The sequence below is a fragment of the Parapedobacter tibetensis genome, assembly GCF_024704835.1.
Classification (GTDB): Bacteria; Bacteroidota; Bacteroidia; order Sphingobacteriales; family Sphingobacteriaceae; genus Parapedobacter; species Parapedobacter tibetensis.
Genome location: NZ_JAMXBE010000003.1, coordinates 195,947 through 210,618 on the forward strand (window position 1 = coordinate 195,947; position 14,672 = coordinate 210,618).

19 protein-coding genes and 2 pseudogenes are annotated in these 14,672 nt (G+C 48.0%); 4 read left to right on the top strand and 17 right to left on the bottom strand.

Translation table 11 applies throughout. The annotated features are described in order from the left end of the window. Nucleotides 1-198: 198 nt before the first annotated feature. Entirely contained in the window at nt 199-738 is a 540-nt protein-coding gene (locus tag NF543_RS05820; protein WP_257667171.1) for an STM3941 family protein, read from the bottom strand. A 299-nt stretch (nt 739-1,037) separates the two neighbouring features. Next, entirely contained in the window at nt 1,038-1,466 is a 429-nt protein-coding gene (locus NF543_RS05825) for a hypothetical protein (RefSeq protein WP_257667172.1), read from the bottom strand. A gap of 257 nt (nt 1,467-1,723) precedes the next feature. Between NF543_RS05825 and NF543_RS05830 the strand changes: the two genes are divergently transcribed. Then, nucleotides 1,724-1,957 (top strand): hypothetical protein, encoded by a 234-nt coding sequence (locus NF543_RS05830; RefSeq protein WP_257667173.1) that lies wholly within the window; start codon nt 1,724-1,726, stop codon nt 1,955-1,957. Further along, a complete protein-coding gene (locus NF543_RS05835; RefSeq protein WP_257667174.1) occupies nt 1,947-2,273 on the top strand; it encodes a type II toxin-antitoxin system RelE/ParE family toxin in 327 nt (108 codons plus the stop codon). The genes NF543_RS05830 and NF543_RS05835 overlap by 11 nt, the downstream gene beginning before the upstream one ends. Before the next feature lie 50 nt (nt 2,274-2,323). Here the strand turns inward: NF543_RS05835 and NF543_RS05840 are convergent, their stop codons facing one another. From NF543_RS05840 to NF543_RS05890, 11 genes and pseudogenes are all read right to left on the bottom strand, one after another. Next, nucleotides 2,324-2,794 (bottom strand): hypothetical protein, encoded by a 471-nt coding sequence (locus NF543_RS05840; protein ID WP_257667175.1) that lies wholly within the window; start codon nt 2,792-2,794, stop codon nt 2,324-2,326. A gap of 2 nt (nt 2,795-2,796) precedes the next feature. After that, a complete protein-coding gene (locus tag NF543_RS05845) occupies nt 2,797-3,150 on the bottom strand; it encodes a M91 family zinc metallopeptidase (RefSeq protein WP_257667459.1) in 354 nt (117 codons plus the stop codon). Further along, nucleotides 3,078-3,620: pseudogene (locus NF543_RS05850) on the bottom strand (RHS repeat-associated core domain-containing protein); the annotation flags it as partial. The gene NF543_RS05845 and the pseudogene NF543_RS05850, both read right to left, overlap by 73 nt. Nucleotides 3,621-3,632: 12 nt before the next feature. Next, nucleotides 3,633-4,055, bottom strand: coding sequence for a hypothetical protein (locus tag NF543_RS05855; protein ID WP_257667177.1), 423 nt, complete (start codon nt 4,053-4,055; stop codon nt 3,633-3,635). Between the two features lie 87 nt (nt 4,056-4,142). Next, nucleotides 4,143-4,394 carry a hypothetical protein gene (locus tag NF543_RS05860; protein ID WP_257667178.1) on the bottom strand — a complete coding sequence of 84 codons (252 nt, stop codon included), beginning with the start codon at nt 4,392-4,394 and terminating at the stop codon, nt 4,143-4,145. After that, a pseudogene (locus NF543_RS05865) lies at nt 4,394-4,909 on the bottom strand (RHS repeat domain-containing protein); the annotation flags it as partial. The pseudogene NF543_RS05865 and the gene NF543_RS05860, both read right to left, overlap by 1 nt. A gap of 15 nt (nt 4,910-4,924) precedes the next feature. After that, complete coding sequence (locus NF543_RS05870) at nt 4,925-5,416, bottom strand: hypothetical protein (protein WP_257667179.1); 492 nt, start codon at nt 5,414-5,416, stop codon at nt 4,925-4,927. A gap of 2 nt (nt 5,417-5,418) precedes the next feature. Then, entirely contained in the window at nt 5,419-6,189 is a 771-nt protein-coding gene (locus tag NF543_RS05875) for a hypothetical protein (protein ID WP_373274993.1), read from the bottom strand. Between the two features lie 408 nt (nt 6,190-6,597). Continuing rightward, nucleotides 6,598-7,182 carry an MTBMA_p00010-related P-loop-containing protein gene (locus NF543_RS05880; protein ID WP_257667180.1) on the bottom strand — a complete coding sequence of 195 codons (585 nt, stop codon included), beginning with the start codon at nt 7,180-7,182 and terminating at the stop codon, nt 6,598-6,600. Further along, nucleotides 7,183-7,437 (bottom strand): hypothetical protein, encoded by a 255-nt coding sequence (locus tag NF543_RS05885; RefSeq protein WP_257667181.1) that lies wholly within the window; start codon nt 7,435-7,437, stop codon nt 7,183-7,185. Continuing rightward, nucleotides 7,424-7,621, bottom strand: a complete 198-nt coding sequence (locus NF543_RS05890) for a SymE family type I addiction module toxin (protein ID WP_257667182.1) — start codon at nt 7,619-7,621, stop codon at nt 7,424-7,426. The genes NF543_RS05885 and NF543_RS05890 overlap by 14 nt, the downstream gene beginning before the upstream one ends. Before the next feature lie 147 nt (nt 7,622-7,768). Between NF543_RS05890 and NF543_RS05895 the strand changes: the two genes are divergently transcribed. Continuing rightward, complete coding sequence (locus NF543_RS05895; protein ID WP_257667183.1) at nt 7,769-8,089, top strand: helix-turn-helix domain-containing protein; 321 nt, start codon at nt 7,769-7,771, stop codon at nt 8,087-8,089. 61 nt (nt 8,090-8,150) lie between these two features. On the opposite strand, the gene NF543_RS05900 is transcribed toward NF543_RS05895, so the two are convergent. Continuing rightward, nucleotides 8,151-8,375 carry a DUF7660 family protein gene (locus tag NF543_RS05900; RefSeq protein WP_257667184.1) on the bottom strand — a complete coding sequence of 75 codons (225 nt, stop codon included), beginning with the start codon at nt 8,373-8,375 and terminating at the stop codon, nt 8,151-8,153. A gap of 15 nt (nt 8,376-8,390) precedes the next feature. Next, the gene (locus NF543_RS05905; protein WP_257667185.1) at nt 8,391-9,950 is read right to left on the bottom strand and encodes an RHS repeat domain-containing protein; all 1,560 of its coding nucleotides are present in this window, start codon (nt 9,948-9,950) and stop codon (nt 8,391-8,393) included. A 186-nt stretch (nt 9,951-10,136) separates the two neighbouring features. Here NF543_RS05905 and NF543_RS05910 point away from each other — a divergent pair, with 186 nt between their 5' ends. Further along, entirely contained in the window at nt 10,137-10,493 is a 357-nt protein-coding gene (locus NF543_RS05910; RefSeq protein ID WP_257667186.1) for a type II toxin-antitoxin system RelE/ParE family toxin, read from the top strand. A 37-nt stretch (nt 10,494-10,530) separates the two neighbouring features. Here the strand turns inward: NF543_RS05910 and NF543_RS05915 are convergent, their stop codons facing one another. Together NF543_RS05915 and NF543_RS05920 are read right to left on the bottom strand one after the other, a co-directional pair. Then, complete coding sequence (locus tag NF543_RS05915) at nt 10,531-11,187, bottom strand: hypothetical protein (protein WP_257667187.1); 657 nt, start codon at nt 11,185-11,187, stop codon at nt 10,531-10,533. A gap of 9 nt (nt 11,188-11,196) precedes the next feature. Next, nucleotides 11,197-14,670 (bottom strand): DUF6443 domain-containing protein, encoded by a 3,474-nt coding sequence (locus NF543_RS05920; RefSeq protein ID WP_257667188.1) that lies wholly within the window; start codon nt 14,668-14,670, stop codon nt 11,197-11,199. Between the last annotated feature and the right edge of the window lie 2 nt (nt 14,671-14,672).

The following is a 14,672-nucleotide window of genomic DNA, read 5'->3' on the forward strand; positions in this document are numbered from 1 at the left end:
TTTATTCAAATCAGTTGGTAAGCCCCAAGTAAAACAGAAGAAAAACAGCAACAACAGAAGCCATTGTTAGCCAACTGTATTTCCGCTTTTCAGCTTTCGACCATTTCTCGTATCTATCAAAGTACCTTATATATTTATCATCTTCAAAAATGTAGATACATCCCCTGATAAAATTGCGCATTTTGCAAGCATTTATTACTAAACACGTCGCGTGTTTCTTTTAAATTCTCGGGTTATCAGCGCTTCCAAATCTTCAAAGTTTATATTTAACGAGTTTGATGTTATTGAAATAGGAGAACCATAAGTTTTGCTATTCATTTCAGCAGCTCGTTTTGAAATAAAATTTTTAACTCTTTGCATATACTTCTCGGGATTATTGGTATGCAGTATTAAAAGCTTGGTTGACATAACTTGTTTTTTCTCTACCCAAGTAATATCATTCCACTCAATCAAACCCATACTAATAGCATTTGTATTATTTGTTATTCCATATTCATCGATAGTCAAACCAGGTTCGTTATCAAATAATTTTCGAGTAATAAAAACCATGCAAAGTCCAAAGAAAACAACACCCGCAATACCACCAATCCGAATAACCTCAGGGTTCCTAAAAAGGATCGACAAAAAATCTTCCGGTTTAATAGTGGCCAAACACCCGAGTATAACAAAAAGGGAAGACCCTGTTAAAGCTATTATAACCTTTCTTTTGCTCAACGGAATTTCAATTTTCCCACTCATAATCAGTAGTTTAAATTATCTTCCATGATATAAATTTATAGCACCTTGACCAGCGCTTGACCCCAAACTGCTTCCTGCAAAACCTCCCACAAAACCACCGATTATCGCCCCAGGTATAACTCCAACTGCTGCACTTTGTGTATTATATCCAAATTGACCTCCGTCCATCTGATAGCCATTATAAGTTTCTATCCCACCAATAACGGCTGTAGCTACTATCGCGGCACCACCGGCCAGTTTATAGCGGCTTGCAGCCTTAAACGCTCTAATCCAAGATGTGTTAGCCCAGGACGTAACTGTCACCTCATCCAGCATCCGACTAAACCCATTTTCGGCATCAAAGTATTGTTTATTGAGGCCCCGCTATTATTATTCAAGTAGCCCAAAAAATTGGCAATCTCATTAGCGTCATCTATGATGATATTCCCACCTGAATCAACCCAGTACATACCGGTCGGATCATGGAAAACAATCGGGTTGCTCCCGACATAGGAGTACGGTGAAAATGAAGTATACATCTCCGCCATCGGATCAGCCACCCCCCACCTGCCGATCACCGGGTTCCCGAGACTACGCTCGGGACTGGCTCCCAACCTCGCGACGTAACCGACCGAAGGGAGCTCATGAGCACCGCTGAAAACAGACACGATTGCGAATAATCGTACTGCTTTCCACGGATTTTTCGCGTTTCCGCCGTTTTCCTTACAGCTGGATTTTTGTTTGCTCAAAGAACGTCTTGCCTTCCAAAGATAAGGTTTTCACAGATTGTCCGGCTACTGTTTTCTATAGTTGTTTTCCGGGGTCGTGCTTTCATGGGTTAGCCAATCCGTACCATTAAAGAACCCCCAGGCGTAGTCTGGACTACGCTGGTAACAATGAACGGAATGTCAAAAATATGTGCTAATTTTGTAAGAAGTCATTTGAATATGTACGCTGCAATTAGAACCATATACGAAAATGGTCTATTGAAATAATTTCATCGGTTATGAGACTACAGGTAATACAGGACAGCAAGGGGAAAGCCACCGGGGTGTATATCCCCATTAAGGAATGGAAGGAACTCAAAAAACAGTACCGGGATTTGGAGGCCTTGGAATACGAGGAACCCGCCAAAGAGCAGATTTTGCAGGAGCTTAGGGAAGCGGTAAACGAACTTAAACTGGTGGAGCAGGGCAAACTGAAAGCCCGGCCCGCACAAGAGCTTCTGGATGAGCTATAACATTGCTTCCATACCGCTTTTTGACAAGCAGGCCAAACGGCTGGCCAAGAAGTACCCTTCGCTCAAAAAGGATTTGGCCGTGCTGATAGAAAAGCTCGCCGATGAGCCGGAACAAGGCACGGCCCTCGGCAACAGCTTTTATAAAATACGCCTTGCCATCGCTTCCAAAGGCAAAGGGAAGTCCGGTGGGGCGCGGGTGGTTACCTACGTGAAAGTGGCCCGCAATACGGTTTACCTCTCCTCCATCTTTGACAAGTCCGAAAGAAGCACCATCACGGACAAGGAACTTGAACAGATTTTCAGGATGATTCCATAGAAAAGCCCGGCGCGTGGCCGGGCTGGAAGGATTTACTTTTTCAGTCGTTGTTATGCTGATCCATTAACATTTAGCTGGTACAGGGTGCCTTTGTCAAGATTGACTTTTATATTCCAATAATGGCTGCATCCATCCAAGACTGATTCTACTTCGTTAGCCAGCCTTTTCTCATCAGCATTGGATTTCCAGATAAAGTTTATCCAAATCACCTTTTCGCCTGCTTCATTCACAAAGCCGACATACTGCCTAATATACTTCTTAAGGTTCTTATGGATGACAGGACAACCCCCTCCCTGATTGTTCATGGGGCTGTTGACTGCTGCCAAACCATCTTTCACAACTCGTTCGGCCAAACGGATATCCTGTTCTTTTGGAGTGTATCGCGCCTGCTGATTTTCTATCGACATAAGAACGAAGTGCTCTTTATCAAAGATGTACCCCTTAAACCCCTTGCCCTTTACCAGACAGAAAGGCTGGGGATTGAGCCACAGCATTATCAGCACACTAAGCAATGTTTTCATATCTAACGAACTCTATAGTTTATCGGCAAGCCATTCACATCGAGGAGTCTTGGCCCTGTCGGCTGGGATCCGCTGGACGTCTGCTGGACACCGTAGTGTGTCCTCAAAGGTAAACCAGCCTGCCCCCTCAAGACATTTTCGTAATAGACTGATCGCCATTCTGATTTGGGCAAACCCTGTTGGGTAGCCTGATAAGTAAGTCCTGCCGCATTTGTATGGTTCTGCCCATAATACAACACACCTTGGTTTGCGTCCCGGCCGTGGAGCATTTCATGTGCAAGCCCTACATATGAAGGTCTATCCATCGTCCCCCCGGTGTTAAACCCACTGGTCCTTGAACTGGGGTTGAAATTAATCGTGCCCCCCGACCCGGATGACCCCGCAGTATTCCCGACACCGCCTGTATCTCGGGTATATTCGCAAACGAAGCTATTGATTTATCAGGAGCAAAGGAGTTCGATGAACTTTTCACTATGGTAAAGTTATTCGTAGACCCCTGCAGTTCCGTTAACATCGAAGCCCCTTCCTGCGTTGCGTTAATGGAACCCAATGCACCTGTTGTTTGTTTCAAAAAGCTCTTGACCTTTCCTGTATATGCAGAACCATCCTTGTTATAAAGATTCCCTCCTTCGTACCGCAGTGTTTCCTTCCCACCCAAACCTAAAAATCCTGTCCTGTGCGTAACCCAAAGACTGTCGCCATTAATATCAATATGTTTGATGGGATCAAGCCCTCCGTATTGATACGGTGTCAAACCATAATATTTCTCTGCGAACCTGTCTATAGTCCCGAAACGAGCAATAACCGGGTCATACAGCCTCGCGCCGTAGTCGTACCATTACAAATATCGAATATCCCAAAGTTTATATCTATTTATAGATTTGACAATCTCATTCAGAAAACGCGATTGGTGGCTCTTGCTTGTTAAACATTCAATACTAACGGGAAAATCGTGACGTTTTATAAGATTTTTCTTTATCATAAAGCCAAATACATCTCCATCTAATTCATAACCGCACTCCTTAATGTCCTTATCTAATTCTTCCATGGAGGGAAGGTCATACTCACCCACCCCATTTTCTTTGGAGACCAAGTGCTCAGCTACTTTACCTTTCGCCAGTCTATAAATCTCTATACTGTCTTGCGTGTATGTCCAGACCGTAGAGAATGTTGCATATGTAGAAGCAAGATAAAATGCATTTCCATTGCGTTCAAAAAGCGAAAGCATAATCTTATCTGTATACTTTTTGTTCTTATTCACGGCATATTGCATTGAATTACACGATATAAGAAAAGCTATTGTAGCAAACAAGCAACATCCGAGTCTAGTTATTTTTGTCATCTGTAATTATTTTCCTCCCATTCTTTTAAAATCAGAGTATTTAACGGTAATCAAGGTTCCTTTGGCATTAAAGAAAGTCACCGTACCATTTCGTACACCAATAACAAATGTATTCCCCTTATAGCCTCTATTGACCATATTGGCTTGCCCTGTATAATCTGCTTTGGAAGGATCTGAACCTCCTAAAGTCACCCCATTTATTGTTGTATTGGGATGTGTATGCCACCAAAAATCCACATTAGAAGCATCGACTGGCATCACATTTTTTCCATTGACTTTGAACATTGATATAGAAGCCCTTGCTCCAGGATTACCATCCTTATCCACAAAAGCAACCGCGCCGGGCCCTTCGTCCCATCTAGTGGCGTTTGATCGCCTGCATTGGAATGCCCGCCGTTTTCCTTCTGAGAGACCTTAGTGTCGTCTACAGAGTTGATAACGTCATCCATAATACCGCCGGTTGGCACTTTCATTACGTTTTCTCTTTCAGACAGGTCTCCTGAATAATTTTCCCCTGCTTTTGTTGCTTGTTTTACTTCTCTTTTAACAGCTCCTTTAACCAAATATGACTTATCCTCCGACTTACCATCATCTCCTATAAGTTTGACTGTTCCCCAAAAATTCTTTCCATAAATAGGGTCTCTTCCATCAGGGTCAATAAAAACGATAGGATTATTGAACGCATAATTATAGGGAGAGTGCCTGCGCATCTTCTCCGCCATCGGATCCACGCTTCCCCACCGTCCTATCACCGGGTCATACAGCCTCGCGCCGTAATCATATTGCTGCTATTTTTCTTGCAACCTAATCATTTGTCCTCCAGGATAGTCCAACTCGAAGGTATAATTCCGTCCCGGAATAGGCTTCATTTTCCCTTTATACGGCTTTTTGTCAGTATTATATATGTATAGCACCATGTATGCTTGTTCCAGCCAGTTCCTACCTATCTCGATTCCGTAGTTTAAGACATTCTGATTTCCTTGGGTTGTATATTGGTAATACTCGAACTCCAATAATAATTTGATGCTATCATCCTGCGACAACAGATAGTCTAAGTCACTTTTAGCCAACGACAAATCGCCCGGATGGTATGATACAGGCACTGATTTTATATCCGTATCCGAGTCAAGCATCACAATTTTTGGCCGGTAGATGGTTTTAACGATATTGCCGTCTATACTGATTATAAAGTCGATACCTTTGCCCCTCTCTTTATCTTGAGCCAAGAGCGCTAAATGGCTGAACACGGTTAACACCAGCAATATTATCTTTCTTTCCATTGTTAGTTTCTTAATATACGTATCACTGTCCTGCTTCTTAGTTCTATAACCGGATTAGTATTCCTGTCATAAATGGCTATGCCATTGGGTCGATTGGGTATATTCAGCGTCCCATTTGTGCCAATAGTAGCACTTCCGGGCTGAATAGTACCTAACGGCCCAACAATAATATTGGTGCCGAATTGACTAAATGTGTTTTGGTCTGTATTTGATGGCAAACTGGCCGATTGAGGAAATATCATTGAGCCAACTTGCTGAACAGTGGTTGGGTGAGAATGGATAGACGCCTCGGCCTGTCCATAACCTCCCGGCAAACTTGGCAAAGTAGCATTTGCCGTCTGCACCCCATTTGCAGAAACAACAGGCATTGGCCCTGTTTGCCCCCTGACTACTTGACCATTCCCTAACACAATAGACGACTCTTCTCGCAAACCTCCATTTGCTACTGTTCTATTCAAAACATTCAAACTCTCGGACAGCGCTGCATCACTTGGTAACTCCACCGCCGAACTCAAACCGCTGACATCAGTGTTTCCTCCGCCCTTATCGGTTTTTGAGACTGCTTTTGCTTCCTTACTATCGGTTACCACATATTTCTTTTGGTCATCTATACCATCCGTCCCTATCTTCTTCCCGTTAATATCATAAAGGTCACCGACAAACATGCCGTCAACATCTATGAATCGAATAGGGTTATTAAACCCATAACTGTAAGGACTCCATCGCCTCGACACTTCCGCCAACGGATCCACCGTTCCCCACCTTCCGATCACCGGGTCGTACAGCCTCGCGCCGTAGTCGTATGACCTTCCACGGATTTTTCGCGTTCCGGCCGTTTTCCTTACAGCCGGATTTCCGCTTGCTCAAAGAACGTCTTACACCCCAAAGATAAGTTTTTTGCGGATTGTCCGGCCACTGTTTTTTACGGTCGTTTTTTGGGAACCAACCTTAACCTGCCTGCGTGGCGAGCGCCCGCCGGAGGCACATTATTATTGCCTTTGGGCCTGTGCTGGTAAGGGTTAGCCGTCCGTCGCAGCAAAGGTAGCCCTCGAAGGACAGGCAGTAAAGGGCTTTCGCGGCATAAATGCTCGCTGCGCTCCGCTTTATTCCACGGTCCCTTGACAGCCCGCCCTTCTCCCGCTCTCGGTGGCTTAACGGAAGGCGACCCCGGAGGTGTACGCCTATTCTGCGTGACCGGAACCCGGAAAGGCAGCCCCCGTTGTGGAAGGATGGGCTTCGGTCTGCGGGATGGCCATGTGCGGCACGTCCTTCAGCGTAACCGTCTTACTGATCCGCCGCTTGCTCTGCAGCTCCCGCAGCGGGTACAGCACCGATTCGGCCCCGTCGAGGTCTTCTATCAGCAGCAGCCTGTGCCGCAGTTCCTCACGGCCGAAGTAGTAGAACGCGTTGCTGCTCAAAGTGGTGATTTCCAGTTTGTCCTCCTCCGGCATGAGCTCCGATACCTTCTCCTGCAGCCACGTCTTGTCCGTGCCGCTCGCCCCCAGGCACATCAGGTGCAGGGGTACCTGCCGTTTCCTCGATGTGTAGACAAGGTAGGCCACCATCGCGTTGGTTTCCTCCCCGACGATGCCGCTGGCCGCTATCGCTTCCGCCGTGCGCTGTAATAGGTTATTTGATTTCAGGAACTTCAGGGCTTCCCTGCGCTCGGATTCGGTGAGCTGCTTTTTCTCCGCCTGCTTCGGCTTCATCGCCTCCAGCCGCTCCGCACGGTAATCCTCCAGCGCCGCTGTGAGGTTATTCAGCATCTAGGCCAGTTCGCTTTCCGTCATGTCCAGTGCCTCCGAGGCCCGCTCGGCCAGCTGCCCGCACTGGATGCCGTTGTACAGGTCAAGGTTGTGCCGGTAGGCTTTGCCCGGTTTGCCCTGTATGGTGAGTTTCAGCGTAACACGGAGCCTGTCAAGCCCCGTGAGCTTGATCCCGCCAAGCACGGTGGCATGGAGCCGCCCCTCCGTATAGACGGGCAGCTCCGGGTTGTCCGTGTGCAGCCTACCCCCTGCCATGCCACCTGCGCGTGATGATGAGTCTGCCCATGCTCGCCTCGATGTCCACGTAGGAACCTTCGTCGAAGCCCTGGTCCGCCAGCCATACCCCCGATATCCGGAGTTCCGGGACACGCCGCGTACCCGATGAAAGGTAGCGGTATTTCGGCTGTATCTTTATCCTTCTGCTGTGTTTTGCTGCCATGTTGAAAAAAAGTTTTTAAGACCTATCTATCACAAAAGCAAAAGATATATCACAAACATGCAAGACATATCTGATTTTGATATGTTATTTATGTCGTTTATTTTTGTGTTAACGCCATACGATATGGCATTTTAAAGACTGATAGGTATGACTTTCGGACAAAGGCTGATTACATTGAGGAAGGCAAGGAAGCTGTCGCAGGGCGATCTGGGCAAGGAAGTGGGAACCTCCGGCGACATCATCGGACGCTACGAGCGCGACGAGGTGACGCCATCCGTCGAGGTCGCTTCAAGGCTCGGCGTGTCGCTCGACTACCTCTCCGGCAAGACCGACACAGAACTGGACAACGCCGCCCTGGGCAGGATAAGGGGCATCACCGTCATGCCCGAGGAGGACAGGAAGCAGGTCTTCCTTGTCATCGATGCGCTCATACGCGACTTCAAGGCAAGGAAAGCATACGCACAATAACAAAAAAGCCCGGCTCAATGGCCGGGCTCAGTACATATGTGGTAATTACAAGCTAAACCAGCTATTCATAGACCCTTGCCGCCAATAGAATTTCAGACAACATCCTCCATGAAGGTTCCTCTTGTACACTATCTAATGTATAACCTGTCAGACCTTCGATAAAACTTGCCAAGTCATCATTTTCCCATTCTTCTGGGGTTTCCTCAAGATTTCTTTTAAATAATTTCAGAAACTCAACAAACTCATGTTTGGAACTGACTTTTTGGGCTTGCTCATATATATCCATTTTCAAAACGATTTATTAGCGTATTTCAATTGACGCTCCTTGATTTGTTGTCGTAAATTTAAATTGCTCACTTGGAGGAATTGCATCTAATTTCTGATAGTTAACAGGGACACCTGCATCTTGAAAGGCTTTCAATCGTCTATTATCCAACGTATAAATCAAACCATCTTTTTCGACTATCCGTATTGGTGTCACTGCATCAGGCGAAACGGCCCCACTTTTTAGCTTTTGGGTCAAATCGGTCACACTCGTTTTATCTTTAAAATTACGACTTATACTGTTCTGACTAAAACGAATCTTTTTGGGGTCGATTTTGCCCTTTATTGGCAGGTTACGGAACTTAATCGTACTCGCACTTACACGCGGCCCCTTCCCGCCTCGGTACTGCCCCATCATACTAAACATGGCGTCCCTGTGGGCACTTCCTATCTGGCTGTAAATATACGAGTTAAAACCTTCGGTTTCATACAAGTCCAAAGAACGCTCCATATCCGACACCTGATTACCGGACATGAAGTCCCCGAATAGCTTCGAAAAGTCAGTCTCGTTCCATGTCTTCTTTGCCCAGATAACGACTTCCTGAAGCATCGTGGTATCCATGGCTGCCATCCCCGTTGGGTCAACAAACCTCATGGGATTGTTCATCCCGTAGTTGTACGGAGATACATTATCAAATGCTTCCGCCAGCGGATCCACGCTTCCCCACCTCCCGATGACCGGGTCATAGAACCGTGCCCCGTAGTCCAACTGGTCCAGCCCCAGCTCCACCTGCTTTTCCTTACCGTTGTACTTGTACTGGTTGATAGGCGAGCTTGAAAATGTATTGCCCGGGTTCATCTCCATGCCGAAGGGGAAGTAATCCTGGATCTGCTTCACCACCCCCGTATGGTCAACCACCGCACGCACGTTGCCCAGGTGGTCCCTCAGGAAATACTCGTAAATGAAAGAACTCCCGTTGGGCACCATCCTGCCCTCCTCGGTCTGGATGAACTCGATCGCACCGTCTTTGTATTGGATACCATCCACGTACTGCGTAACCGATGTGCCCAATTGCTTGGTGAGCTTCCTGCCCGTGGCGTCATAGGTATACAGCAGGTTCTGTGAACCTTTGGTATACTTACTGGGTAAATTTAAGTAATTGTATTCGATATCGGTAATGCCCAGCCGCGAATTGCTTTTGCCATTACCGTTTTCATCGTAGGTATAGCCGTTGTCCATACCTGCTGACCCGGCGTCGGCCACGCTCTTCAGCCGGTTGCCTGTGTAATGGTATTTGAAATGGTTGGACCAACCTGTACCACCGTTCGTGCGCCTCAGCGTGTCGATATTGCCCATGTTGTCATAGGCCAGCTCCTCGTTGTGGAAATTCACCTTGCCCGTGGCACTGTAGGCCGCCTTCTTCAGGCGGTTCAGCGGGTCATAATTGTAGATATAGGTCTGCACGGGCGTCTGGGTTTGTGAGACGGCTACCTTGGTGTTCCAGACCACGGATCCGATGTTGCCGTTGTAAGCGCGCCATTGAAAATGGTGATTGGCCGACAAGCGAGGATGATGAACCCGGTCGATCCTAGGCAATTGAGAAGTTGGTCAGTCCGAAAGTTGGATTTTGATTAATGGTCTTAATCTTTAGATTTGGGAGGCAGAAGAACCTGGCCTCGGAAAGCGGTATAGCGGGGTCAGACGATACTCACGTATATAAAAGTCGTTTAGGAAGTGAATATAACATCCACCAAATTTTTGAAGACCTAATAACTTCTGTAATTGAACTTCGATAACGTGGCTTACTATTATGCCAAAGGCGAACATACTGAGATCATAGCTGGAAAAACAGACAAGCAGGCCAAACGGCTGGCCAAGAAGTATCCTTCACTCAAAATGGATCTGGCCGGTCATATCAAAAAGCTCGCCGATGAGCCGGAACAGGGTATGGCCCTCGGCAACAGCTTTTATAAAATACGCCTTGCCATCGCTTCCAAAGGCAAATCCGGCGGGGCAAGGGTGGTTACTTACGTGAAAGTCGCCCGCAATACGGTTTACCTCTCTTCCATCTTTGACAAGTCGGAAAGAAGCACCGTCACTGACAGGGAGCTCGAACAGATTTTTAAAATGGTTCCATAAAAAAGCCCGGCACGACGGCCAGGCTGAAAGAATCATTTTACTTTAAAACAACTTTTTCTCTAATACAATCCGGAATATCCTTATACGAAGGAACCCCTTTCTCTAATTTCAAATAACTATCTATCAATTCCCTTTTCTCTTCCTCGGAAAACCTTTTGGTAATTTTATCTCTATTCGTAATTGTCAGTAGCACTGTATATAATTCGTCTTCATTTAATGACAACGAATTAACTTGAAGTTTGAAATATTCCAAAGCTATTTTAAACCTAACATGAATGTCGCTATGTATAAAAAAATAATTCAAATGGTTGATTAAGTCACGATCTTTAGCCTTCACTGCTGACATTAGGAGGTATTTCCCTTCAGGCAAATAAAACAATGAACCACTATCGGATACATATCTAAAAGATGGGAGGTCCCCCATTTTAACAACAACATCTTCAACGCGGTCAGGAATAAATTTATCACTACCGGTCTTTCTGAGAGGATAACAAATAATATCTCCCACCAGTTTCTCATTCGCCTTTTCCGATGTATATATACTCAATAGAATTGTTCCTGTAACACCTGAAATAGCGTCTAACTCAATATAAGAACAATAAACATATTCAGTTTCAAAGACCTTAAGAAATCCAAAATCTAAAAAAGGAAAATCTTTAACCGAAAAACATCCAAAATTTCTTTTTAATCTCATTTCTATAAATCAAAATAACTCTCGCCAATTAGGCATATTCGTAGATAACCAATTCTCTGCCTTCTTCATGTATTCTGCATAATCTTTTCTTTTTGGATTAAAAGCATTCCGTACATTTGCCACAGCTCCCTTTGATTTAGTGTATTCAAGAACTTTTTGTTCTACAGCCCTCAGCAATTTAGGATCATTAATCCCATTTAACATTGGGGTAATTTTTTTTCTTACTCTCTCGGCTTCAGAGTATCTTTTGAAGACATTAAAACTTTTACCTATATACGGCAATCCTTTTACAATTCCCTTATAAACAGTATTTATCCCCGCTCTTCCACCTAAAAGTGGTGAAACCTCAAACATCATTGGTTTCGGATCCAACATCATGGCCATTTGATTGCCATCTTTCCAAAACACGCTCCTTGCATCGGATATCCTATCAGTCGCCGTAGATACTTGGCCCTGAACATCACTAATCCACCCCCCACTTCCAAATGCAGACCTTCCGGTAACCACCACCTCATCCAACTCGTACGAATATCCGTTGTCAGCATTGACGATATGTTCGGAAGCCCCCTTAAATCCAGCATTAGGATTAGATTTTAAGAACCGCAAGAATTTCTCTATTTCATCTTCCTCTGTGATACTAATATTACCATTAGCATCGACCTTATACATTCCTGTCGGATCCGTAAAACCAATTGGGTTGTTTTCAACATAGGCATAAGGAGAAGAGGATGAATACATCTCCGCCAACGGATCCATCACCCCCCACCTGCCGATGACCGGGTCGTACATCCGGGCCCCGTAATCAAGTTGGCCCAGCCCCAGCTCCACCTGCTTTTCCTTGCCATTGTATTTGTACTGGTTGACCGGTGAGCTGGAAAATGTATTGCCCGGGTTCATCTCCATGCCGAAGGGGAAGTAATCCTGGATCTGCTTCACCGCCCCCGTATGGTCAACCACCGCACGCACGTTGCCCAGGTGGTCCCTCAGGAAATACTCGTAAATGAAAGAACTCCCGTTGGGCACTATCCTGCCCTCCTCGGTCTGGATGAACTCGATCGCACCGTCCTTGTATTGGATACCTTCCACATACTGCGTAACCGATGTGCCCAATTGCTTGGTCAGCTTCCTGCCCATCGCGTCGTAAGTATACAGCAGGTTCTGTGAACCTTTGGTATACTTACTGGGTAAATTTAGGTAATTGTATTCGATATCGGTAATGCCCAGCCGCAAATTGCTTTTGCCATTCCCGTTGGCATCATGGGTATAGCCGTTTTCCATGCCTGCTGACCCGGCATCTGCCACGTTGTCCAGCCGGTTGCCTGTGTAATGGTATTTGAAATGGTTGGACCAACCTGTACCACCGTTCGTACGCCGCAGCGTGTCGATATTGCCCATGTTGTCATAGGCCAGCTCCTCGTTGAAGAAATTCACCTTGCCCGTGGCACTGTATGCGGCCTTTTTCAGGCGGCTTAGGGGATCGTAATCGTATGCATAGGCCTGCACCGGGGTCTGGGTTTGTGAGACGGCCACCTTGGTGTTCCAGACCACGGATCCGATATTGCCGTTATAGGCGCCTGTCCGGTTGGCATAGTTCAGTTGCATCCCGAACCGCCGTTTGTCCGTCACGCTGCCGGGGTTGTTGATCCCCGTCAGCCAGCCCCGCTCGTTGTAGGCATAAACGACTTCCTGTGCGGCAATGCCCCCGCCCACGTGCAGGTCCTTCTGCTTGAGCTGCCCGATCTCGTTGTAGGATAGCTTGCCCTGCACGATCTCCGGCTGGCTGTTCACCTTCTTCCGTGTTTCCACCGGCCTGCCCACGTGGTCGTACTTGTTCGTTGTCAGGACGGCCGTCGCCGTTCCGCTGGCCGAGGCTTTGTGCTCCCGCTTGCTGGCCAGGAGCTCGCCCACGAAGCTATAGGTACTGGTCACGTAATCCGTGCCACCCAGCTGGTTCTGCGAGGCGGTCTGGACCGGCCGGCCACGGTCGTCGTAGTAATGGATCGCCAGCAAGGGTGCGGTGCCGTCCGTCCGGAACACGCGCGTACCCGTCAGCAGCGATTTCACCTTCTGGCTGCGCGTGATGCCGGAAGGCTGCAGGGCCGCCGTGGAGGCACCGTTGAAGGTATAGTCATCGTAATAGTTGACCGTCCGGGCACTCTTTGAGCTGCGCGGGTAACTGGCGTTGGTATAGTCCGCCCCCGTACGGGTTTCCCAAAGTGCCGTGTTCGCCTCGTTGTCCAAGGTGGTCTGCAGGCTCGCCCGCGTGGCATTCGATGTGAAAACGCCGGTCTCCGCAACCCTGCCGAACGCATCATGTTTCGTGTACAGCCATTGCTTGGTGGCCATGGCCCGCTGGTTGGCGTCCTGCGTGAGCACCACCCGGTCGTTCTTGTTGTACACGATATGCTCCCAGCCCTTGCCCGGGACTTTTTTCTCCACCACCCGGTGCAGGCCGTCATACTTATAGGCGTAGATATAGTTCGTAAAGACCGCGGCCGTCTCGGTAAAGCTGGTGGCGGTGACCGCCGGCGGTATCACATACCGGAGGTTCCCGAAGTCATCGTACACGTAATACGTCTCCAGCTTCTTGCTCTCCGTCTCCCATACGCGCCTCAGCACCGCCCTCCCTTCAAAGTCCGTGAATTCCTCCACCGTGCCGGTCTTGCCGCTTGTCCAGTTCTCATCCTTCGCCACCGTCCTGTATAGTCTCCCGGCCGCATAGTTGGATGTGCTTGCAGCCCCGACGCCGTTGGCGTTGATTTTCCACAGCTTCACCGCATCCACGCCGGAGGCCGCGTTCGTCCCATGGTCCGCCACCACCGTACGGCCTGCGTTTGCGGTACGGGCTGTCGATGGCTGCCAAACCGTACCGGGGGCTCCCTGTTGCAGCACCCGATTGAGCGGGCTCTGCTCGAAAACCGTTACCGCATAGGGGTGTGCCGTCTTCCTGACATGGCTGTCCCAGCTGCCCGATGTGCCGTAGTACGCCGCCTGGCTGGCCTTGGCCCCTGGCTTGAAGCTGCCGTTGTTGCCCGTCTGCTCCGCGTACGGCAGGTACCGGTGCGTCTCACGGCCAAAACCGTCGTATTCGATGTGCTGGACAATGTCCCTGTAACCGGGACTGGCCTTCAGTTCAACGGTCTGTACCGGTCGTCCCAGGCCATCAAAGTACTGTATCATTTGGTTCTCCTGGGAAATGTTGCGTACCTGGCCGAGCTGGCTCTCCTTCACCGGCGTGCGGAACGTACGTGTCAGTATATGGTTCTGGCCCGTAGTGGGCACGCTCCCGACATCCGGGTGGCTCTGGATCGAGAGTGCCACGTTACTTCCCGAAGGGATATGGAAGCCCGGCTTCAGGGTGATGCTGTTCAGCGCCGTGATGCTCGATTGGCCGCTGTAGGTTGTCAGCACAAGGTCCGACTGCTGGGCGAAGAGCGGCTGGATCAGCGATATCCAGCATAGGGTGGCCAATATGTGTTTCATAA

What these genes read in the sequence shown, in the direction of transcription:
- NF543_RS05890 (WP_257667182.1), bottom strand. Translation starts at nt 7,621, where the DNA reads ATGGCAGCAAAACACAGCAGAAGGATAAAGATACAGCCGAAATACCGC.
- NF543_RS05915 (WP_257667187.1), bottom strand. Translation starts at nt 11,187, where the DNA reads ATGAGATTAAAAAGAAATTTTGGATGTTTTTCGGTTAAAGATTTTCCT.
- NF543_RS05830 (WP_257667173.1), top strand. Translation starts at nt 1,724, where the DNA reads ATGAGACTACAGGTAATACAGGACAGCAAGGGGAAAGCCACCGGGGTG.
- NF543_RS05885 (WP_257667181.1), bottom strand. Translation starts at nt 7,437, where the DNA reads ATGGCAGGGGGTAGGCTGCACACGGACAACCCGGAGCTGCCCGTCTAT.
- NF543_RS05900 (WP_257667184.1), bottom strand. Translation starts at nt 8,375, where the DNA reads ATGGATATATATGAGCAAGCCCAAAAAGTCAGTTCCAAACATGAGTTT.
- NF543_RS05920 (WP_257667188.1), bottom strand. Translation starts at nt 14,670, where the DNA reads ATGAAACACATATTGGCCACCCTATGCTGGATATCGCTGATCCAGCCG.
- NF543_RS05860 (WP_257667178.1), bottom strand. Translation starts at nt 4,394, where the DNA reads ATGCCAGTCGATGCTTCTAATGTGGATTTTTGGTGGCATACACATCCC.
- NF543_RS05870 (WP_257667179.1), bottom strand. Translation starts at nt 5,416, where the DNA reads ATGGAAAGAAAGATAATATTGCTGGTGTTAACCGTGTTCAGCCATTTA.
- NF543_RS05820 (WP_257667171.1), bottom strand. Translation starts at nt 738, where the DNA reads ATGAGTGGGAAAATTGAAATTCCGTTGAGCAAAAGAAAGGTTATAATA.
- NF543_RS05895 (WP_257667183.1), top strand. Translation starts at nt 7,769, where the DNA reads ATGACTTTCGGACAAAGGCTGATTACATTGAGGAAGGCAAGGAAGCTG.
- NF543_RS05880 (WP_257667180.1), bottom strand. Translation starts at nt 7,182, where the DNA reads ATGCTGAATAACCTCACAGCGGCGCTGGAGGATTACCGTGCGGAGCGG.
- NF543_RS05840 (WP_257667175.1), bottom strand. Translation starts at nt 2,794, where the DNA reads ATGAAAACATTGCTTAGTGTGCTGATAATGCTGTGGCTCAATCCCCAG.
- NF543_RS05835 (WP_257667174.1), top strand. Translation starts at nt 1,947, where the DNA reads ATGAGCTATAACATTGCTTCCATACCGCTTTTTGACAAGCAGGCCAAA.